This window comes from Candidatus Poribacteria bacterium (genome assembly GCA_016866785.1).
Lineage (GTDB): Bacteria > Poribacteria > WGA-4E.
The window spans coordinates 1-22304 of the sequence record VGLH01000037.1 but is presented as its reverse complement, the minus strand read 5'-3'; the positions used below and the strand labels follow the sequence as shown (position 1 = coordinate 22304).

At 64.4% G+C, this 22304-nt stretch carries 14 protein-coding genes, 1 other RNA gene and 1 riboswitch; of the genes, 11 read left to right on the top strand and 4 right to left on the bottom strand.

What is annotated here, in order from left to right:
- Window positions 1–419 precede the first annotated feature (419 nt).
- From FJZ36_07325 to FJZ36_07315, 3 genes are all read left to right on the top strand, one after another.
- The gene (locus tag FJZ36_07325; GenBank protein ID MBM3214709.1) at window positions 420–1652 is read left to right on the top strand and encodes a threonine synthase; all 1233 of its coding nucleotides are present in this window, start codon (window positions 420–422) and stop codon (window positions 1650–1652) included.
- Window positions 1649–2770, top strand: coding sequence for an AmmeMemoRadiSam system radical SAM enzyme (amrS, locus tag FJZ36_07320; protein MBM3214708.1), 1122 nt, complete (start codon window positions 1649–1651; stop codon window positions 2768–2770). Before FJZ36_07325 ends, amrS begins: the two co-directional genes overlap by 4 nt.
- A gap of 73 nt (window positions 2771–2843) precedes the next feature.
- Window positions 2844–3668 (top strand): hypothetical protein, encoded by an 825-nt coding sequence (locus FJZ36_07315; protein MBM3214707.1) that lies wholly within the window; start codon window positions 2844–2846, stop codon window positions 3666–3668.
- Here the strand turns inward: FJZ36_07315 and FJZ36_07310 are convergent.
- Window positions 3665–4288, bottom strand: coding sequence for a hypothetical protein (locus FJZ36_07310; protein ID MBM3214706.1), 624 nt, complete (start codon window positions 4286–4288; stop codon window positions 3665–3667). The two genes, FJZ36_07315 and FJZ36_07310, sit on opposite strands and share 4 nt — an antisense overlap.
- Complete coding sequence (locus tag FJZ36_07305; GenBank protein MBM3214705.1) at window positions 4035–5624, bottom strand: hypothetical protein; 1590 nt, start codon at window positions 5622–5624, stop codon at window positions 4035–4037. Before FJZ36_07305 ends, FJZ36_07310 begins: the two co-directional genes overlap by 254 nt.
- Before the next feature lie 56 nt (window positions 5625–5680).
- Between FJZ36_07305 and FJZ36_07300 the strand changes: the two genes are divergently transcribed.
- The 6 genes from FJZ36_07300 to FJZ36_07275 are packed head-to-tail and all read left to right on the top strand — an operon-like array spanning window position 5681 to window position 16723.
- On the top strand, window positions 5681–7753 hold the full coding sequence (locus tag FJZ36_07300) for a tetratricopeptide repeat protein (protein MBM3214704.1): 2073 nt from the start codon (window positions 5681–5683) through the stop codon (window positions 7751–7753).
- Between the two features lie 30 nt (window positions 7754–7783).
- On the top strand, window positions 7784–8671 hold the full coding sequence (locus FJZ36_07295; GenBank protein ID MBM3214703.1) for an NAD(P)-dependent oxidoreductase: 888 nt from the start codon (window positions 7784–7786) through the stop codon (window positions 8669–8671).
- 57 nt (window positions 8672–8728) lie between these two features.
- Window positions 8729–10654, top strand: a complete 1926-nt coding sequence (gene mnmG / locus FJZ36_07290) for a tRNA uridine-5-carboxymethylaminomethyl(34) synthesis enzyme MnmG (protein MBM3214702.1) — start codon at window positions 8729–8731, stop codon at window positions 10652–10654.
- 39 nt (window positions 10655–10693) lie between these two features.
- Window positions 10694–12439, top strand: coding sequence for a DUF4070 domain-containing protein (locus tag FJZ36_07285; GenBank protein ID MBM3214701.1), 1746 nt, complete (start codon window positions 10694–10696; stop codon window positions 12437–12439).
- A complete protein-coding gene (locus FJZ36_07280; protein ID MBM3214700.1) occupies window positions 12375–15191 on the top strand; it encodes a hypothetical protein in 2817 nt (938 codons plus the stop codon). Before FJZ36_07285 ends, FJZ36_07280 begins: the two co-directional genes overlap by 65 nt.
- A gap of 5 nt (window positions 15192–15196) precedes the next feature.
- On the top strand, window positions 15197–16723 hold the full coding sequence (locus FJZ36_07275) for a hypothetical protein (protein ID MBM3214699.1): 1527 nt from the start codon (window positions 15197–15199) through the stop codon (window positions 16721–16723).
- Window positions 16724–16784: 61 nt separating this feature from the next.
- Here FJZ36_07275 and FJZ36_07270 read toward each other — a convergent pair whose 3' ends face one another.
- Together FJZ36_07270 and FJZ36_07265 are read right to left on the bottom strand one after the other, a co-directional pair.
- On the bottom strand, window positions 16785–17885 hold the full coding sequence (locus tag FJZ36_07270; protein ID MBM3214698.1) for a YncE family protein: 1101 nt from the start codon (window positions 17883–17885) through the stop codon (window positions 16785–16787).
- 25 nt (window positions 17886–17910) lie between these two features.
- On the bottom strand, window positions 17911–19833 hold the full coding sequence (locus tag FJZ36_07265) for a TonB-dependent receptor (GenBank protein ID MBM3214697.1): 1923 nt from the start codon (window positions 19831–19833) through the stop codon (window positions 17911–17913).
- 105 nt (window positions 19834–19938) lie between these two features.
- Window positions 19939–20148: riboswitch (cobalamin riboswitch) on the bottom strand.
- A 250-nt stretch (window positions 20149–20398) separates the two neighbouring features.
- Here FJZ36_07265 and ffs point away from each other — a divergent pair.
- Window positions 20399–20662, top strand: an RNA gene (gene ffs, locus FJZ36_07260) — signal recognition particle sRNA large type.
- Window positions 20655–22304: DNA polymerase III subunit gamma/tau (gene dnaX / locus FJZ36_07255; GenBank protein ID MBM3214696.1), on the top strand; the 1650-nt coding region annotated here is incomplete at its 3' end. The genes ffs and dnaX, both read left to right, overlap by 8 nt.

Here is a 22304-nt window from a genome sequence, read left to right as displayed (position 1 = left end):
TGCCAGACGCCTGCGAGCCGAGCTCGTGACGATGGGGTGACTGCGGAGCACGCAGCCCGTCGCCCAGATCACAGCATAGCACGGTCGCGCGCCAGCCGTGCGTTTCGTCAGCGCGCTCTTGACTCCTCGCGGGGTCCGTGCTAGTATCCGGCGAGCTTCAGTGTGGATTGGCGCGACCTGCGGAGCGGGATTGGCTCGATGACTCAGACCCGCACAGCATCGGCTACGATGCGATCGGCAACCATGGTCATGCGACGCGGCATGCGCGCTTGGCGCATGCCGCTTTCCGTCGAGTGTGGGTCGTCTGTCTGCTAGCTCGGATGAGCGCGAACACAGATCGTACCCACTGTCGTGCGGCAGTGGGTTTTTTGTGCGGCGAACGTCCATCGTTGCTCGGACGTCGCCGAGGAGTTGGCTGCATGGGACGCATTCAGGGACTGAGATGCCGCGAGTGCGGAGCCGACTACCCGGTCGAGCCCCTGCATGTCTGCGAGTTCTGCTTCGGGCCCCTTGAGGTCGCATACGACTACGAAGCGATTGCGTCGGTGATCTCCCGCAAGCGGATCGAATCGGGCCCACCGAACCACTGGCGGTACGCCGACCTGCTTCCGGTCGACGGCGAGCCGACCGACGGGCACGACACCGGCTGGACGCCGCTGATCAGAGCGCGCAACTTGGCGGAAGCCCTCGGCGTGCGCGAGGTCTACATCAAGAACGACGCCGTGTGTGCGCCGACCCTGTCGTTCAAGGATCGTGTCGTCACCGTGGCCCTGTCGAAGGCGAAGGAGTTCGGATTCGATACCGTGGCGTGTGCCTCGACCGGCAATCTGGCGAACTCGGTCGCGGCGCACGCGGCTAGGGCAGGCATGAAGGCGTACATCTTCATCCCGGCAGACCTGGAAGCCCCGAAGGTCGTTGGAACGCAGGTCTTCCAGCCCACGGTTGTCGGCATCACCGGAACCTACGACGAAGTCAACCGGCTCTGCAGCGAGATCGGCGGCGTCTACAACTGGGCGTTCGTCAACATCAACATCCGACCCTTCTACGCCGAGGGCTCCAAGACCTATGGATACGAGATCCTCGAGCAGCTCGGTTGGAGGGCTCCCGACAACATCGTCGTTCCATGCGCCGGTGGCTCTCTGATCACGAAGATCGGCAAGGCGATCCGCGAGTTCCACAAGCTCGGACTGATCGACTCCGAACACACGCGGATCCATGCTGCGCAGGCGTCTGGGTGCGGGCCCATCGTGAACACGATCAAAGACCAGGACGAGTTCGTGAAGCCCGTCAGACCCAACACGATTGCGAAATCCCTGGCGATCGGCAATCCCGCCGATGGCATCTACGCCGTGGAGACGACTCGACGAACGGGCGGCTTTGGTGAGCACGCCACCGACGACGAGATCGTCGAGGCGATTCACCTGCTGGCGAGCACGGAGGGCATCTTCACCGAGACCGCCGGAGGCGTCACGCTCGCCGCGACGAAACGGCTCATCGACTCAGGGCGCATCCGTCCCGACGAATCGGTGGTCGTCTCCATCACCGGCAACGGACTCAAGACTCTGGAAGTCGTCCTCAGCACCGTGGCGGAGCAGGAGATCATCCTGCCGCAGCTCGCGGCGTTCGAGAAACTCATGCAGCGAGCGGGATGAGAGCGACGACTCCGTCGAAAGACACGGCACGGCTGAAGACGCTGGGCGACCTGCTGGGCTCCCGGACGATTCCCAGTGAGCTCCACGACGACCTGCCAGACGGATCGGCGCGCTGCCATGCGTGCGCGCACGCTTGCCTCGTCAAGCCAGGTCGAGCTGGCGTGTGCCGTGTGCGCTTCCACGATGGCGAGCAGTTCGTAGCGCCGGGAGGGTACGTCGCCGGGATCCAGTGCGATCCCATCGAGAAGAAGCCCTTCTTCCACGCGCTCCCTGGAGCCTCGGCTCTCTCGTTCGGGATGCTCGGATGCGACCTGCACTGCGGGTACTGCCAGAACTGGGTCACCTCTCAATCGTTGCGCGATCCGAGCGCCGGAGTGGCTCCCAGGGACGTGAGCCCTGAGCAGATCGTCGCCGTGGCGATGCGCATGCACGCTCAGGTCGTCACGAGCACATACAACGAGCCGCTGATCACGTCGGAGTGGGCGACGCGCGTGTTCCGCCTCGCCCGCGAGGCGGGCCTCATCTGCTCGTACGTGTCCAATGGGAACGCGACGGAACGTGTGCTCGACTATCTACAGCCGTACATCTCGCTCTACAAGGTCGATCTCAAGACGTTCCAGGATCGCCAGTACCGACGCCTGGGCGGCAGGCTGCAACCCATCCTCGACACGATCCAGAGCTTGGTTCGGAGAGGCATCTGGGTCGAGATCGTGACATTGGTCGTTCCGGGCTTCAACGACTCGGACGAGGAGCTGAACGACATCGCGGCGTTCATCGCCTCGGTGTCGCCCGACGTGCCATGGCACGTCACCGCGTTCCACCATGACTACCGGATGCTCGACCCGAGCGAGACGACCGCCGGCGATCTAAGGCGCGCTCGAGAGATCGGCGTGTCCAACGGGCTGCGGTACGTCTACGCCGGGAACCTCCCTGGCGAGGTCGCCGACTCGGAGCATACGAAGTGCCCCGGATGCGGTACGATCCTCGTGGCGCGTCGCGGCTACCGAATCCTCGAATATCACATGGATCATGGCAAATGCCCGCGCTGTTCCGAGATCATCTCAGGATTCTGGACGGATCGTGTTCAGCCCGCTCGCACGACCGCGGTTCCGCGTTAGAGTGACATCTGTAACCGCAGGACTCCGTGTCGGTCCTCGGCGGCATCTGGCTTTCTGGTAGAGGGAGCGCTCTATGCGACGTTGGGCGGCAATCGCGTCTCTGGCAGTGGTGCTGGCTTACTCGACCCAGGCGCTCCGAGCGCAGTCGGCGTACGGGCCCGGCGGTCTCTTCATGATCCCGTCGGCATACACTCTCGGCGAAGGCAAGGTAGCTCTCGGAATGATGGGCGGCAAGGAGGGCATGTGGGCCCCCCACGGCGAACACGACCACCTGTGGTTGGCGACAGCCGTGGGACTGGGCGCGTCTCCTCGCCTCGACGTCGGCTTCGGACAGATCGCGCTCCAAGATGTCAATACGAGCCCGACATGGGGCGCGTTCGGCAAGTATCTCCTCGCAGAGGAGAGAGGCATCGCGCCGGCTATGGCGTTGAGCGGCGTCTACATGCCTGTGTGGCACTGGAAGACGCAGATGCTGGCGCTCAGCGCGAGCAAGACGATACGGTTCTCGGACAGCATGGTAGCGCACGTCCACGCGGGCGCGATGCGCGCCTGGCTCTTCAACGGGCTGTCCACGTCCGCGCATCCCTACCGACCCGACGGGTGGAAGCCCGGCGACCCGATCCCCGCGGACCATGCCGCCTTTGATCCCAAGAGATCTGTGGTTCGGCAGGTGCCCTTCGCGGGAGCCGACATCGCCCTCGGATCGTATGTGAAACTGACGCTCGAGGGCAGACCGCGACTGATCGTCGATCATCCCGACGCGATCCCCGCCAAGGCGGGAATCATCTTCGCGCTGCCCAAGGGCGGCAGACTGGGCTTCGCGTGGGGCAGCGACGGGCTCGACTCGGAGCAGTCGCTGACCATCGGCGTCGGCTACAACATCTCGGCGGTCGATTAGACGACTTCGCCAGGCTGAAGATCCTGAGCGGTGTCCGACGATTCCTCCTCGGCGAACCGGCGGAGCACGCGTCGGTACATGCCGCGAACCGGCTGGCGCTGCTGCAGAAAGACCAGTACGGCAGTGAACATCAGGCTGAAGAAGATCACCGAGTAGACGATTCCCTCGATGACATCTCCCAGCGCGACCCCTTCCTGCCGTGGCAGCGACGCGAGCACCGCTGCCGCCAGCCCCTTGGGAACCATGATCGCCATCAGAGACGCATCAGCTTTGGTCGTCTGTCTGGAGACGGTCCATCGGACGATCAACGGTCTCACGACGTAGACTAGCACCGTCGCCACGAGCCCGAACGCCAGCACCCACAGGTTACCGAACTGCAGCGAAATGCCCAAGTAGCGGAATAAGTAGAGGAAGAAGAACGTCTTCAGCAGGAAGACCACCTCGCGGAAAACCCCTCGCTCGACTTCCGATACCTCCGCCAAGCTGAATACTTCTTCGACACGTGTCCCGAACAGGCGGTTGCCGATGGCAGAGGCGCTCGACAGCGTGATGCCGAAGGTCAGCGCGGTGATGGCTCCGCTCCAGCCCATGGCTTCCGCGATTCCATAGAGCATGAACATGAACGCGAACGTCGTGAAGAGCCTGTTGGGGAACCGTCGCACGCGGGTTCTGAATGGCTGACCACATGAACGCGCCCAGGACGCCGATCAACCCCGCCCCGACGAACGCCGCCACCATGTCTCCGACTAACAAGCCGGTGTCGAGCTTGCCTATGCTGAGCGCCTGGAGGATGCCGAGGGTCGTCACGATGGACAGCACATCGGCGATCGCGGATTCGAGGATGACCGTCGTGGCTGAACCCTCGCGCATCCGCATCATCGTCACCAGCGGGAGCACGACGGCAGGCGACGTGCCGGCGAGGATGCAGCCGATCAGAATCGCCAGCATCGCGTCGATGTGAACGACCGATCGGACGCCGATCCCCGATGTCGTCAGGAACGAGCTCGTCCCGGTAACGTGGAGTATGCCCGTGCCGGCAGGCTTGACCGGGTCGTCGCCTTCGGTGTGCCACTCCGCGACGTCGAGGATGAGCGTCGTCGGCATGGTCGGTGTGAGCCCGGGCTCCGGCGCAGTCGGCGTACCTGGAGCTGACGCGATGACCGCCTCCGCAGCTTGGTCGAGGAGTTGGATCGTCTCGCCCTCGTTCACCGTGAGGGCGATCCCGGCTGGCACGAGCAACGTCAGGCGTCCTCCTGCCGAATCCCTCTCCGCCGCGTACGTGATCGGAACGTACCGAGTGCCCTCCCGCGTGAAGGCGGAGGCAACTGGTTCAGACCCGATTCTCTCGGCAAGCGAACTCCCCTCGGCAGCCTGCCAGTCACCGACTCTGATCTGGAGCACTGAAGGCTCGAGCGCCTTGGCGACTTGCTGAATCTTGGCGTGCACGCCCTGGTCATCGAAGTGAAGCTCGTTGCCGCGGTCCATCGCTTCGGGTTCGCCGTTCGCGAACCGCAGCGTCACGATGTCGCCCTGAAGTCCAGGCTCGATCCGATACCGCACGTCCGCATGCTGGCGCTGCAACGACACGAACCCGACGGCAGCGGCAACCAGCGCGACGGTCGCGAAGAACGTCGCCAAGGTGAGCCCGACTGTCTGTCCGAAGGATCGTCGAAGCTGCGAAAGGCTGAGGTCGGTTCCGCCCTCGAAAAGGATCACGATCAACGCGATGGTCGAGAAGGCGAGCCCGACGCTCCCGAACGTCTCAGGGCTCACGATGCCGAGCACCGGTCCGATCACGATCCCGAGGACCGTGAGAAGCAGCACGTCTGGGATGAAGGTTCGCTGGAACAGCGCCGTGAAGAAATGCGCCAGCAAGACGAGGAACCCAAGAGAAAATGACCAGATGCATGTGCATGAGCGCTCCTCCGCGGCGTCATCTCTGCCGGAGTCTCGCATAGGCTCACAACGACGGGCAAGTTCCGGGTTGCAGAGCCCGCTCCGCTGACGGTACGATGGTCGTGTCGAGCAGTCGTGCCGTTTCGCCTGGAGCCCGCATGGACAGTCCGACCAACCCGCTCTTGTCGCTGGCTGAGATCGAGTCCCTGCATCAAGGATGGCGAGCCTCCGAGGTTCGATTGACGCAGGCGTCCTCCCTGTCGTCCCAAGGACGCTCCATGGACGCTGCCAGGGAACTGCGGACACTGCTGGACGAGGACGAAGATCACCCGTTGGGGCACTACTACCGGGCGCAAGCGCTGATGGCGCTGAGCCAGCCGGTCGGTGCGCTCGAGCATGTGGCGCGCGCCGTTGAGCTAGGTCTGCGTCACCCGGACGTCCTGGCGAACGCGCGCCGTTTGGTAGAAGCCTGCGAGCAGGTCGCGAGCCAAGAAGCAGTGGACTATCGCATGCGGCTCGAACCCCTGCTCGCCCCCACAGAGCCGACGGTTTCACTGTCGATGATCGCCAAGAACGAGTCCAAGTACCTGGCGAAGTGCTTGTCGGCAGTCCGAGACTGTGTCTCGCAGATCGTCCTCGTGGACACCGGTTCCACCGACGATACGGTCGCCATCGCGCGAGACTTCGGCGCGGAGGTCTACCACTTCCCATGGTGCGACGACTTCTCTGCGGCTCGGAACCATGCGCTCCAGTACTCGACCGGCGACTGGATCCTCTGGCTCGACGCGGACGAGGAGCTCCAGCCGGAAAGCGCATCCGAGTTGAAGGCTCTGGTGAGTCGGGAAGACGTCGCCGCCGCGCATCTGCGGATCGACAACCTGATGGGCGGCAAGACCGTGCCGTTTCTGCTGACCCGACTGTGGCGGAACCATCCGGCGATCCGCTTCAAGCTGCCGGTTCACGAGCAAGTGCTTTGGGCAATCGGCATCGTCGGGCGTCGGTTCGGTCGGAAGGCGGTCGAAGCTCCGTCGGTCATTCTGCATCACTACGGCTACATGCCCAGCGTGGCTGCTGAACGTCGCAAAGACATCCGAAACCTGCATTTGCTCGAAATGCTCGTCAAGCGCGAGCCCGAGAACACGTACGCCGTGTTTCACTATGCCAGCGCGCTGCGCGAGCAGGGACGCACGAAAGAAGCGCTCGACTGGTTCCGCCGATGGGAACCCCTCGCCGATGCGACGGTTCAGGAAGAGAACTGGATCCGCATCGGCTACACGAACTACGTCGCAGCGCTCAACGACGTCGGCGAACACGACACCGCGCTTGCGGTAGTCAGTCGTGTGATGGAGCAGCGAGGAAAGACGATCAGCTTGCTCTACCAGAGAGCCCTGGCGCTGCACCGTTTGGATCGGTCTCGAGAAGCGCTCGCGGACGTGAACGAAGCCGAGACGATGCCCCGGACGATCAGCGGCTCCATCGAAACCATCGACTTCCAGCCCCTCTTGGCTCCCATGCTCACGGCAGACATCCACATCGCGCTGGGGCAGCAAGACCGCGCACGCCAGCTCTTCCTCGACGCGATCCACCTAGATCCGAACAACGCCGCCCCGAGGTTCAGCCTCGCCCGCTTGCTGCTCGCCGACAAGGACTTCGACGGGGCTGCCCAGCAGTTCGAGCGGATCGTCGAGACCCACCCCGACGAAGCGCAGGCATACACGAGCCTGGCACAAGTGGAGCTCTTCCGCCATCGGTTCGGCAGAGCCGTCGAGCTTCTCCAGCAGGCGGTTCGCCTGGACTCCTCTGGAGACGCCCCGCGTATGCTGGGCGAGGCGCACCTCCTCGACGGCGATCTCGACGCCACCCGACGTGCTTGGGAGTCCGCGACGGACCCCTCGACCGTGCAAGGCGCGCTGATGTTCTTCCGCCTCACGGGAGATGACCGCGACTCCGCGATCCGAGACTTGTCAGACCCCAAAGCCGCCGATGGGATGTGGATACTCGTGGGCAAGCTGCTGTCGCTGCTCCATGTCGGCTCGGACGCCTGTCGCGAGCGGATGCGCCAGCTCGCGCAGGCGTTCGCCAGCGATCGACGCCTCGAACCCCATCGCGCCAACTTGGTACGCATCTTCCTCAAGAACCGCTACACCGAAGGCATCGGCATTCTGCGCGGCTCGCGTACAAGCCGGTAGACTCGTCGCCACTCGAAAGGAAGCTCCGCCATGCAGGTCGGATTCATCGGACTGGGAATCATGGGCAAGCCCATGGCGAAGAACCTCATGAACGCGGGCTTCCCGCTCATCGTGTGGAACCGGAGCCAGCCTGCAATCGATCTGGTCGCCTCCTGGGGCGCGGAGGCAGCCAAATCCCCGAAGGAAGTCGCCGCGAACTCGGACGTGATCATCACCATTGTGACGGACTCGCCCGACGTGGAACACGTCGCGCTGGGCCCGGACGGGATCATCGAGGGCGTACGTCCCGGTGCAATCCACATCGACATGACGACCATGTCGCCGATGATCACTCAACAGATCGCCGCGAAGCTCGCCGAGAAAGGCGCTCAGATGCTCGATGCGCCGGTCAGCGGAGGCGACATCGGCGCTCAGAACGGCACTCTCTCGATCATGGTGGGCGGGCCCTCGGATGCCTTCGAGCGATGCCTGCCCGTCTTCGAGGCGATGGGCAAAAACATCGTCCATGTGGGCGAGGAGCACGGCTCCGGTCAGTTCGTCAAGCTATGCAACCAAGTCGCATGCGGGCTAAACTTACTAGCGATGGCAGAAGCCATCGCTTTGGGCAAACGCGCTGGCCTCGACCTCGACAAGATGCTCGAGGCGATCACCAAAGGGGCGGCGGGGTCGTGGATGCTGTCCAACCTGGGTCCCAAGGTGGTCCAGGGCAACTGGGAACCGGGCTTCATGGTCCGCCTGAAGCAGAAGGACCTGCGGTTGTGCCTCGAAGCCGCTGCGTCTCTGGACCTTCCGTTGCCGGGAACGGCGCTGGTGCACCAACTGTATCGATCCCTCCAAGCTGATGGGCTGGGCGACAAGGGCACGCAGGCTCTCGTCCACGCCATCGAGAAGCTCGGGAACTTCACCGTCCACGAGTAGCGGTCGACGGAATCGCCGGCGACGGCTGGTTCGAGACGTCGCACGGCAGGTTCGGGAATGACGCAGAGCGACACCCATTACGAGGTCATCGTTGTCGGCGGCGGGCACGCCGGAGTCGAAGCGGCTCTGGCGGCGGCACGGATGGGAGCTCGCACCCTCCTGCTGACGATGAACCTCGACACGATCGGGCAGATGTCCTGCAATCCGGCGATTGGTGGGCTCGCCAAGGGGCATATCGTCAAGGAGATCGATGCCCTCGGCGGCGAGATGGCGCGGAACATCGATGCAACGGGCATCCAGTTCAAGCAGTTGAACACGAAGAAGGGCCCGGCAGTCCGAGCATCCCGCGCTCAGGCGGACAAGAAGGACTACCAGTTCCGTCTCAAGCACGCCGTCGAAGCCCAGCCCAATCTCGACGTCAAGCAGGGAACCGTCGAAGACCTTCTGACGGATCGCCAACCGCAGACTCGAATCCAGGGCGTGCTCACCAAGACCGGCATCGCCTATACAGCGCGCAGCGTCGTCATGACGACAGGCACGTTCCTGCGCGGGCTCATCCACATCGGAACGCATCGCCAGAACGCGGGACGCGCGGGCGAAGCCGCTGCAGAGGGCGCATCGAGCGGTCTGCGGGGACTCGGGTTCGAGCTCGGTCGGCTCAAGACGGGCACGCCTCCTCGCATCAACGGTCGATCCATCGACTACTCGGTCGCCGAGGTTCAACCCGGTGACGAACCTCCGAAGCCGTTCTCGTTCGAGACGGAGCGCATCGAGCAGCCGCAGATGGACTGCTGGCTGGTCCGAACGGCGGCTCAGACGCACGACCTGATCCGAGCGAACCTGCATCTGTCTGCCATGTACTCCGGGCAGATCGAAGGGATCGGGCCCCGCTACTGCCCGTCCATCGAGGACAAGGTCGTCAAGTTCGCCGAGAAGGCGAGCCATCAGTTGTTCCTGGAGCCGGAGGGCAGGAACACACGAGAGGTCTACATCAACGGGCTGTCCATGAGCCTACCCGAAGCCGTCCAGACCGAAATCGTCCGGTCGGTGCCTGGGCTGGAACGAGCCGAAATCATGCGACCCGCCTACGCCGTGGAGTATGACTATTCGCCGCCGACGCAGTTGACACCGACGCTGGAGACGAAACTCGTCGAGGGGCTGTTCTTCGCGGGTCAGATCAACGGCACGACGGGATACGAGGAAGCCGCCGGACAAGGCATCGTCGCGGGCATCAACGCGGTTCAGAAGGTCCGAGGCGAGCCACCGCTCGTGCTCGACCGTTCCGAAGCCTACATCGGCGTCCTCATCGACGACCTCGTGACGAAGGGTACTCAGGAGCCCTACCGGATGTTCACGTCACGAGCCGAGTACCGCCTGATGCTCCGCGAGGACAACGCCGATCTGCGGCTGATGGATCGCGGACGCCAACTGGGGCTCGTGTCGGATCGTGCGTACGAGCGACACCGCACCAAACGGGCTCAGATCGAGCGTGAGCTTGCGCGGCTCAACGAGACGCGTATCGCTCCGTCGCTCGGGCTGTTGGAACGCCTCCGAGCCCTGGGCTCCGCAGAGCCATCTGGCAGCATCCTGCTGTCCGACTTGCTGCGCCGCCCGGAAGTGCCGATATCGCTGATCCTCGACCTGTCTCCGCCGGCCGAACCGCTTGTGCGGGGAGTCGCCGAGGAGATCGAGCAGACGATCAAGTACGAGGGATACATCTCGCGCCAGAACTCGCAGATCGTCCAGTTCCGCCGCCTGGAGGAGTGGACGATACCGCCCGACTTCAGCCATGCGAACGTCGCGGGCATCTCCCGTGAGGCACGGGAGAAGCTGGGCAGAATCCAGCCGCGCACGCTCGGGCAGGCATCGCGCATCTCAGGGGTTTCGCCGTCTGATATTGCGGTTCTGATGGTGGTCCTACGCGCCCATCGGAACCGTCCCCAGTCTGTCAACACCGACGAAGAGTTCTGCGACGCCGGCTAGCGTCGATATCGTGACCGAGAGGAGACGTCGACACATCGCATGAACACCAACGCCCTGCTCGTCTACCCGAAGTTTCCGCCGTCCTACTGGGGCTATCAATACGCTCTCAAGTTCATCGGCAAGAAGGCGAACATGCCGCCTTTGGGGCTGCTGACAGTCGCCGGGATGTTCCCAAAGGACTACACGCTCCGGGTCGTGGACATGAACGTCGAGCCCTTGACGGACGCGCACCTTCGGTGGGCGGACATCGTTTTCACGTCGACGATGGTAGTGCAGAGGGATTCGCTCAACGACGTGATCCAGCGGGCGAAGCGGTTCGGGAAGACCGTTGTCGCCGGGGGCCCGCACCCGACCTCCTACCACGACGAGATCAAGGGCGTCGATCACTTCGTGCTCGACGAAGTGGAGGAGATTCTGCCCGAGTTCCTCCAGGATTTGCGCAACGGCACGGCGAAGCCGATGTACCGTGCGACGCGCAAGCCAGACGTGACTCAGACCCCGCAGCCACGATACGACCTGATCAAGAAGCATCTCTACGGGTCGATGGCGCTGCAGTTCTCGCGCGGGTGTCCGTTCGACTGCGAGTTCTGCGACATCACGAAGCTCTTCGGGCGTGTTCCCCGCGTCAAGTCGCCCGAGCAGATGCTCAAGGAGTTCCAACTCCTCCACGACCAGGGGTGGCGCGGAGCGGTGTTCGTCGTCGACGACAACTTCATCGGGAACAAGCGCGATGCGATGGCGTTCCTGCCGCACCTCGCCCAGTGGCAGAAAGAGCGAAGCTTCCCGTTCTCGCTCTACACGGAAGCCAGCGTCAACCTGGCTGAGATGGACCCGCTGATGGACGCCATGGTCGACTCTGGGTTCAATATGGTGTTCTTGGGAATCGAGACGCCCAATCCTCAGGTGCTTCTCAAGACCAACAAGCGTCAGAACACCAAGAAGGGCGAGGACGACTTCCTACTGAACGCTGTCCGCACGATCCAGCGCAAGGGCATGGAGGTCACTGCCGGGTTCATTCTCGGTCTGGACGGCGACACCGAAGATGCCTTCGACTCCCAGATCGACTTCATCACCGAAGCCGGAATACCCACGGCGATGGTGGGGCTCCTGACGGCTCTCAAGGGCACGAACCTCTACCACCGACTGTTGCGCGAAGACCGTCTCGTCGGCGAGTCCGTCGGCAACAACGTCAGCATCTCGCTCAACTTCAGAACCGAGATGGACACCGACACGCTCGTCGAAGGCTATAAGCGCGTTCTGCGGACGCTCTACGATCCGACCCTCGGCAACTACTTCGAGCGCTGCCTGACGTTGCTCGAAAACCTCAAACCGACGCCTCACGTCACACGAGAGGTCGCCGCACCCGAAATCCTCGCGTTCGTGCGCTCGTTGGGACGGCAGCTTCTTTCGCGCCAGGGTCCCGCGTACGCGCGTTTCCTCGCGACTGCCTTGAAGGAGCATCGCGCGCTGTTTCCCGAAGCGGTACGCCTGGCTGTCGCCGGCTACCACTACCAGAAGGTGACCAGCCAGCAGATTGCAGTCCATGAGTTCCGCGAGTTCCTCGAGTCGGAGCTCGACGCGATCAAGGACGCCGTCAGCCGTCTCGCCCACACGCATGACCGGCAGGTCCAGGAGCTCCGGACGCAGGTCGCCACGATCCTCACTCGTGCGCGTCGCGAGTACGAGCGGATCCACAAGGACTTCCGCTATTCCGTGCAGGATGCACTGGAGGCGTTCCAGCAGGCGATCCAGGCGCAGGTCGCCTTGGCTGCAGCTCGGTCCTAACACGTCGGAGACGTGTTGCGGGTCGCTCGGACGCTCTGTGGTTCCAGCGCATCATATCGCATTGGCTATCGTGAGCTCGAACGCGCGGTGTTCCGTCGCACCTGCCGATGGCCCGAGCTCGCAGAGGAGGAACCTGCCGATGAGACCCGAACTGATCTTCCTGTGTGTCCTCCTGCTGTGCGCGTGCGCTGTCCCGGCATGGACTGTCGATCCCGTTCCGTTCGTCCTGCCATGGGACGACTCGACGCCAAGCTCCACCGACCTCAGCTCGTGGCTCGGCAAGCCTGCTGGAGCCAAGGGCTTCGTCCGAGCCGGTGACAACGGACACCTGTATGTCGGGGACGAGCGGATCCGGTTCCTGGGCGTCAACCTCTGCTTCGGAGCGAACTTCCCGACGCACGACGAGTCCGAGAAGATCGCCGGCAGAATGGCGAAGTTCGGGATCAACTGCGTGCGATTCCACCACATGGACAGCCGCCGGTTCCCGGACGGCATCCTTCTGCGCGATGGCGGCGACACATCGGAGCTCGATCCCGAAGCGCTCGACCGACTCGACTACCTCATCGCCCAGCTCAAGCGGCACGGCATCTATGTCGATCTGAATCTGCTGGTCTCGCGTCCGTTCCGGTCGTCGGACGGCTTGCCCGCCGAGATCGACGGCGTCGACTGGAAAGACACGCACGTCGTCGGTTTCTTCCACGAGCCGGCTCTGGAGCTCCAGAAGGACTACGCGCGGGCGCTCTTGACGCACCGGAACCTGTACACCGGCGTACCGTACGCAGACGAGCCCGCCGTCGCGTTCGTCGAGATCAACAACGAGAACGGGCTCCTCCACGCGTGGCTGGGAGGTCGCATTGACCGCCTGCCCTCGTCGTTCCAGGATGACCTCCGAGAGCTATGGAACCGCTGGCTGCAGGATCGGTATGACTCGACGGACGAACTGCGCCGGGCTTGGGGCGAAGGAAGCAGACCACTCGATCAGGAGATGCTCAGGAACCCCAGCCTGCGGAACGACGCCGACCAGTGGAACCTGGAAAGACACGGAGGAGCCCAAGCGAACGTGACATCCGACAACGACAGCGTTCGCATCGAGGTCATACAGACGGGCTCCGCCGGATGGCATGTACAGCTCAACCAGCGATCGCTCGTGATCGAGTCCGGCGAGCCCTACACCGTGTCGTTCCGGGCGAAGGCGGACGCTCCGCGGCGACTGGGCGTCGGGGTCGGCATGGCGCACGATCCGTGGGGCAGCCTCGGATTCGGCGCTGACGCTCGACTGACGTCGGAGTGGCTGGAGTTCCACTACACCTTCACGGCGAGCGCCAGTGACGACAACGCCCGACTCAACCTGAGCAACTTGGGCGAGTCGGTTGGCGTCACCTGGATCGCCGACGTGTCCCTGAAGCCCGGCGGCATCGTCGGCGTTCTCGATGGAGATACGCTGGAAGATGGGTCGGTAGCCGCGTTCCCCCGCGATGCCATCGGTGGGCGATCACTGAACGCTCAACGGGACTGGCTCCGGTTCCTGCGAGATACGGAAGACGACTACTGGCAAGGCATGTACCGGCACATCAAGCAGGAGCTCGGCGTCCAGGCGCTGGTCTTCGGGACCATCGTCGCGTGCAGCACGCCGAACCTCCAAGCGGCGCTCGACGTGATCGATACGCATGCCTACTGGCAGCATCCCGTGTTCCCGGGGAGACCTTGGGACTCCGCGGACTGGACCGTCGGGAATGTGAGCGCGGTGAACACGCCCGGCGGCGCGCTCGCAGATCTCGCGCTCCAGCGCGTCGTCGGCAAGCCGACGCTCTGCACCGAGTTCAACCACAGTGCGCCGAACACGTACGGCAGCGAAGCACCGATCCTGCTCGCCGCATACGCCGCGCTCCAGGACTGGGACGGCGTGTTCCTGTTCGCGTACTGCCATCGGCGCAGCAACTGGGACATGCAGCGAGTTCCGAACTTCTTCGACATCGACCAGCATCCGCTCAAGATGGCGAATCTTCTGCTGGCTGCCTCGATGTTCGTCCGAGGCGATGTGTCGGCGGCGCGTCAGTGGGTCACCGCCGCGCTCTCGCCTGAGCAGGAGATCGAAACGATCCGCACGAAGGGTCGAGGCTGGTCGGTCGCCAACGCCGGGCATCTGGGCGTTCCGACGTGGGCGTCACTGGTGCATCGGATCGGCTTGCGCGTCGGCGATGCGCCTGCGGCTCTGGCTTCCGTGGAACCGGGGGCCCGCCCAACATCCGAGTATCGTTCCGACACCGGCGAGCTGACCTGGAACGTCGAGCGAGACGGCAAGGGGTTCGTCTCGGTCAATACGCCGAGAACACGCGCGTTCGTCGGATTCGTCGACGGCAGGACGTTCGAGCTCGGCGATGTGACGATCCAGCCGGGCGAGACGTCTCAGGACTGGTGCACGGTCGGCGTGACCCTCCTTGAAGGTGACTCGTTCGCGGGCCCCTGTCGCGCGCTCATCGTCGCCACCGGCTTCGTCGAGAACACGGACATGGGTTGGAAGGACGCTGCGAGAACGACCGTCGGCAGAGACTGGGGAAACCCTCCGAGCCGCGTCGAGGTCGTGCCGTTGCGCCTGATACTCCCGGTCGCGTCTGCGCGCGTCGAGGCGTGGGCGCTGAATGAGCTCGGCGAACGTCGAGGACGACTCACCGTTCGTGACGTGGGTGGCAAGTCCGTCGTCGAGGTGACACCCGAAGCCGGAACCGTGTGGTACGAAGTCACCGTTCGGTAGTAACCATGCACAGCAACGGCGGAACCGGCCTGCAGCGGCGGCGTGGGGTCATGTGGCTGTGTCTCGCGCTCGTCTGTGCCGTCGTCGCGCCGTCTGTGAGGGGTATGGAGGCAATGCCGGAGGTGTCGCTGCCGCGCGAGGACTGGTATCGGCTCGAGCTCCTCGGCGAGCATATCGGATGGATGCACTTGACCTCCGAGAGCGCTTCACACGACGGCAGACCGGCTGTGCGGGTGCGGTCGGAGCTCTTGATGCGCTTGACCCGCTCCGGCACGCCGCTGGAGCTGCGGCGCACTCGCGTCGTCACCTTCGGCGCGGTTCCCCCGTTCGAGTTCCTGCGCTTCGAAATGACATCGAACGAGACGGGTTCGAACCGCTTGGTCGAGGGGTGGGCATCCGGCGACACGGTTCAAATGGCGACTCGGATCGACGGGCGCTCGTCCGCCCAGACGCTGGAGCTTCCGCCCGGGACGCTGTTCGAGGAGGCGATCCCGTTCTACCTCCATGCACGCGGCTTCGGGATCGGCGAGTCGGTGGAAGTGAGCGTGTTCAACGGCGACCTGCTACGTCCCCTGTCGGATCGCATCGAGGCGATTAGATCGGAGACACTCGAGCTGGACGGCGTGCCGTTTGCCACGCTGCGGGTCAGTCACCGGCTCGATTGGATGGGTGGCATCGAGACGACGGACTGGATCGACGCCGACGGTTCCCTCGCCCGCACCGAGATGGAGACGCTCGGGGCTCCGATGGCGATGGTCCGCACCGACCGATCCGCTGCTGTTGCGCTGGGTCCGACGCACGATATGGACCTCATGCTGGCGACGCGGCTGCCGTTGGTCGGCGGGACGCCGACCAACGCCGAGCGGTTCCGAGCCCGGGTGCGCATGAGCGACGGGAATCTGCGCTCGGCAGTTCCCGACACGTCCCGGCAGCGGCTAACACTCGACCCGGACGGGAGCACAGGAGCGCTCGAGGTCCGCCGAGACACCCCACCATCCGAGCCGTCCCAGTTCCCGGACGGCGAGCCATCGCGCAGCGCGTTCCTAACGCCGACCGTTTACGTCGAGTCGGACGACCCCACGATTCGGGAGGTGGCACGCAAGATTGCCGACGGAGCGACCGACGCTTGGGACGCTGCCTCTCGCGTGAACCGATGGGTCTACAGCCACGTCACGAACAAGGACCTCTACACCGGTTTCGGAACGGCTCGGCAGACGCTCGATTCTCGTTCAGGCGACTGCACCGAGCACACGGTTCTCGCCGTCGCCTTGACTCGGGCGTTGGGGATTCCGGCGCGTCTGTGCTCCGGCGTCGTGTGGCAGAAGGACGGCTTCTACTACCACTTCTGGCACGAGGCGTACGTCGGGGCGTGGATCGCCTTCGATCCGACGCTGGGGCAGACGCCAGCCGACGCCAGGCGTATCCAGCTAAGCGGCGGAGGGCTGGAGTCCCATACGGTGCTGGAACTGGCAGAAGGCGTCCTGCGAACTCTCAACCGCCTCTCCTTGAAGCTCGAGACCGAAAGCGAATAGGACGCCGCCGACGGAAAGCCAGCGACGTCCTTGGGGCTGGATGGCAACCGCCTCGAAGCGGCTACCGCACGAAACCGAACGCGCGCGGGATGATGTCCGCGGCGAACTTGTCCAACTGGGTTCCGGTCGGCTCGAAGACGTAGACATCGCCTGGTGTCACGAAGTCCTTCGCGTCCGTGACGTAGATCGCGCCCGTGGTCGGGTCGACGCCGATGCCGTAGAATCCGAACACGCCAGCCGGAGCCTTGATCGGCGTCGCCTGCACCGCCCTGAGCGACGTATCAAAGCCAACCACCTGGGAACCGATGAGGAAATACGCAGACCCATTGGGCGACAGCTTCATCCGGTCGCCTGGGGCGGCATCTAGCGGGATCTGCTCCACGACCTTGTCGATCTTGGAGTCGATGACGACGATGCTGCCAGGCGTGCTCTCGTCGGCTCCCTCCGTTGTGTAGTCATCCCAAAAGCCCGTGCAGAGCACGACCAGATCACCGTTCGGCGCTGCGACGATGGACGTGGGTCGGTCGCCCACCTGGATCAGCTTATCGACGGACATCGTGGCGACGTTGACCACCGCGACCTGGCTTCCCATACCGTCGAACGCGGCATCGCCGCCGCTGTTCGTGACGTATGCCTTGCCGTTGGCGAGAGCGACCTCCGTCGGGTTACCACCGACTTCGACGAGCTTCTCGACCTTCATGGACGTCAGGTTCACCTTCGCCAGCGCGTTGCCGAGGAACAGCGGGACGTAGCCATATGCGCCTGCGGCATCCAGCGTGATCGTGTAGGGGCTGCCTCCGTCCGCGAACTGGACGGCTCCCACGGAACGGCGCGTCAACGTGTCGATCACTTCGATGCGCTGCGAGTTGTTCACGACGATCCACGCCTTGCCATCGCGGATCGCGATGTCGTTCGGCGTGTCTCCCAGCGGCTTGCCGTTGACGACCTCGAACACGTTGTTGGCGACCTGTTTCAGAGCCGGATCGTAGAACGACAGGCTGCCGTTGCCCTTGCCGAAGTTCCCTTCGTTCACCACGAACACGCCGGCTCCAGATCCGCCGTTGCCCGTGTCATCGTTGGGCTCGTCGTCACCGCCACAGCCCCAGACTGCGGCGATCCCCAGCGCGAGTATCAGAAGCCACCCATGACCGAGTCTTCGCATCGAACGTTCCTCCTCGTGCACCGGATCAAAGGCTTCCGCTGACCGCCAGCCGAAGCGCCCGCCCGGGAAGCGGATACTGAGGCATCACGACGTAGCGACGATTCCAGACGTTATCCACGTCAACGCGTAGTTCCCAGTGTCCCTCCATCCATCTGGGGCGCACCCAGACGCCCATGTCGCCAATGGAATAGCCGGGAAGAGCCGCGCGATTGTCGGCTCGTGTGAACGCCTGCCCGACCCAACGCTGCCGAGCAGTGAATCCGAACTCACTTCGCTCGTAGGAGACCTCCGCCGAAGCCATCCGTCGCGCAACAAATGGAATCTGCTTGCCATACGCCGGCGTTGTCGCAGGCGAGCCGTCCTTCTGCACGGCATCGGACTGGGAGCCCCGGAGCCTTGCGCGCCAGCGTCCCGTGCGCGCGGCAGCCCAAGCGTCCCAGCCGGACAACTCGCTCCGGGCTACGTTCTGCGCGGACCACTTGCCGCCCGCGTCCGGCAGCCACCTGATCTGGTTCCGGTATCTCGCCTCCAGTCGAGTGACCTCAGCCGACCAAGTCGGTCTGGTCCACCCAACGCCAACCGCGTGGTGATCTGCGTGCTCGGGTTGGAGCTCCGGGTTGCCGCCTGGATTCCAGTACAAGCTGTTGAAGGTGGGGGCTCGGAAGCTCTCACCGGCGTTCGCCAACAAGCGAAATGCCCCGTTGCCGACCACGATGCCAGTCCGCGGGCTGAAGGCTCGACCGAAGTCGCTGAACGCATCCTCGCGAAGCGCGGCGTCGGCGTCGGCTGACCAGCCGCCGCCCAACCCGAAGGACGCCATGCAGATGGCATACGCCCCGACATGCCGACGATCACCGTCTTTCGTCTCGGTGCTGCGGATCGTCGAGAGCTCGCCATCCAATCCAGCCGCGACGCGGAACGGACCCAGCATACGCGTCGCCTGCCCGGACGACGTCACCGAACGCACTCGATGCCGGCTATCGATATCGATGGTTGGGTCGTGGTACCGTTGATAGGTGCCGCGGACGCTGCCGGATGCCTCGATCCGCCAAGTCTGCCCTGGGCGGATGGCTCGGATCGTGGCGAACCCGTCGTCGTCGTCCTGGCGGATCCGAGGAGCGGATTCGTTGATCGGCGCTCCTGTGTCAGGGCCCGGCGTGCCGGCATGTCGATGCGTGCCCTGCGAGTTCAGGACCCATCGCCACGACCGGGTCGGGACATCGGCTCGAACTCGCACAGCGGTCTGCTGGGCGTCGGTGTTCCAGCGTCGGCGGGTCTCGCCGTACCAGTCATAGGGGTAATCGTTCTCAGCCATCAGACGAGCGGCTTCGATGGATCCGCTGCCGCCGCGAGCAGACCCCGACGCTCCGGCACGGACGCCGCGCAGCCCAAACGAGCCGGCCTCCGTCGAGAACCAGAACGGCGGGCGATCCTTCGACGAGAGGCTCTCCAGATAGATGACGCCACCCATCGCGTCCGCGCCGTACATCGCCGAGTAGCCGCCGCGCGCCACTTCGGCTTTGCCGACGCCACGTCCGTCCCACAGGCTCAGGTCGGTCAGACCATGCTGCGGGGAGTTGAGGCGGATCCCGTCCTGGACGACCACGACGCGTTCCGCCGATGCGCCATGAACCGAAAGCGTCTCAAGGGAGCCGAGGCCGCCGTACCGCTGAACGCGCACGCTGGCGAGCCCGTCCAGCAGTTGACCCAACGTCTGGGCGTTCCGGGCCCGTATGTCATCGGCGTCCAGCTCTTCGACCGAGGCGGACACAGACGTGCGAGGCGTCTCGATGCGCAGGGCGCGCACAACGGACGGCGGGAGCGATGCGGATGCTTCGCCGGCTTGCAGCGAACCGGCAAGCGGCAGACCGATGGCAAAGCTCAGCCAGATGAGGAAAGATGCCGAATCTGGGATGCCACGCCGTACCCGCGTACCACGTGGGCGCATAGGAAACCCCGATGCCTTCGCGGGAGGCCTCGGGGTCACACGACCTGACTCACGCGCGCAGCCGCTTGGGCTCGCGACGGTCGTTTGCCCCGCCCATCCCTGGAAGGCGGAGAAACCGGTTGTGGCAGGTCTCCGGACTTGTCGACGCTCCCGACCGGAAGCGCTCGCGGCACCTTCCCTGGCACGCCGATCGCGCCAAGTGGTTCCGCCGCGAGTACCCCAAGGGTACCGACTCACCGTTGCGGGGCAGTCACGGACTTACACCGTGTTCCCTATTCTCCCGCTCACGCGGGCACCAACAACCGATGAGTTTGTTGTGTTCGGTGAGCCGCGATCTCCCGACGGCGGCTCCATGGCTAATCTAGCCGTGTCGGTCTGGCGTGTCAACCCCGCCCGGCGCGACGTTCCTGGGAGCACGAGTCCTTCCACTGAACGCAAGATGGGGGCATCCGCGCCACGGCTGCCTTGATTGCGTTGCTGTCGAGTGCTAGAATGCTTCCACGTTGAGGGCGACGCCTCTGAAACTCCTTTGCGCAGGCGCCGAATCGTCGGCGCGACCTCGTGGCCACGCTAGGTGGGGAGGTAGCGGTGCCCTGAACCTGCAACCCGCTATAGCAGGACGGAATCCCTGCCCGAGGCGACGTTCTGTGAGGTCAGGCTTCGACAAGTGGCGTTGAGAGTCGGGTCCTGCGCAACGTCTACCTGCCGAACCCCGCCAGGTCCGGAAGGAAGCAACGGTAGGTGGCGAAGCGTGTGCCGCAGGGGCGCCTGACTGGAGCTGGCTGTCGGAGTAACGCTCGGAGCGCGGACGTCAACGGCAGGTGCGTGGCCATATAGAGATCGACGCCGGGCAGTATCCGTTTGCGCTGCCCGGCGGGGCCCAGCCTGACCTGTCGCCACTCATTCGAACAGGAACCACGGGCTCCGCAATGCCGTACCTCGCCCTTTCGCGAAAGTGGCGCCCCCAACGCTTCGGCGCTGTCGTGGGACAGGCGCACGTCATCCGCACCCTCCAAACGGTTCTGCGCTCAGGGCGAGTGCATCACGCCTATCTGTTCTCCGGTCCGCGCGGCGTCGGCAAGACGACCATGGCGCGCATCTTCGCCAAAGCCCTCAACTGCTCGGCGCGAGAGGATGCGGAGCCCTGCAATGCCTGCGACTCGTGCCGAGGAGTGAACGCGGGAGCGTCGCTGGACGTGCTGGAGATCGACGCGGCATCGAACAACAGCGTCGACGACGTGCGGGAGCTGCGCGAGAACGTCAAGTTGGCGACGGTATCGTCGCCCTACCGCGTCTACATCATCGATGAAGCGCACATGCTGAGCATGACGGCGTGGAACGCCCTCCTGAAGACCTTGGAGGAGCCGCCATCGCATGTCGTCTTCGTGTTTGCCAGCACCGAGAAGTCGCGCTTCCCAGCGACCATCCTGTCGCGATGTCAGCAGTTCGAGTTCCAACGGGCGAGCCATGAGGAGGTCGTCGGCAGACTCAGAGAACTCGCTGCCGACGAAGGTTTCTCCATTGATGACGACGGCCTCGCCCTGATCGCGCAGCAGTCCGAGGGCTGCCTCCGCGACGCGCAGAGCGTTTTCGAGCAGCTCATCGCCTTCAGTGAAGGCTCTGCCGACGCAGACGACGTGAGCCGGCTGCTCGGGTACGGTTCCGCCTATACGCTCCGACGGCTCATCGATGCGCTCTACGCCCGGCAGGCAGAGCAGGCAATCGATGCCGCAAGCGAGCTGGCGGACCAAGGAGCCGACGTCGGGCAATGCATCCGGCTCCTGCTCGCGCACTTTCATCGTCTGCTTCGGCTGCGCGTGAGCCCGGCATTGCGTCGCACCATCGATGTGCCAGCATCGTCGATCGAGAAGCTTCAGTCGGAGGCGGACAGCCTGACCATTGATCGGATCCAATGGACGATCAAGACCCTGGCTAGGGCGGACCGCGACATCAGGACGCTCGGATACAGCGTGTTCCTGTTCGAGCTTGCGCTCGTCGACATCTGCCGCATCGAGGACGAAGTGCCCCTCGCGGGCATTCTGCAAACGCTGAATACAATCGAGGGACGGCTATCCTCCGTCGCCGCCGAGCCCGTCCTGGATGTCCGACGCCCGCTGGGTTCGATCGCATCCGCTCCGAGCGCTGTCGAGGCACGAGGCATCGCCGAGGACGACGCCGAGGTCGCCGAAGACCGACCCATGGCGGTCGCGGAACCCCCATCAAGCGCGAGCCAGCCGATCACGGAGGAATACAGCGCGGCGCTGTGGGCTGAGGCGCTTCGCCTGCTGGGTCAGCGTGATGCGCCACTCCGAGGGAGGGTCGAGACGGCTACGGTGTCGGCGTCTGACGGCGGGCTCCTGATCTCGGTCCCGAGCCGGGTCGTGCTGAACCAGATCACGGCTCGCGAGGACACCCTCCGCAAGGTGCTCGCCGAGGTACACGGGTCGCCCGTTGTTCTGCGTCTGACCATG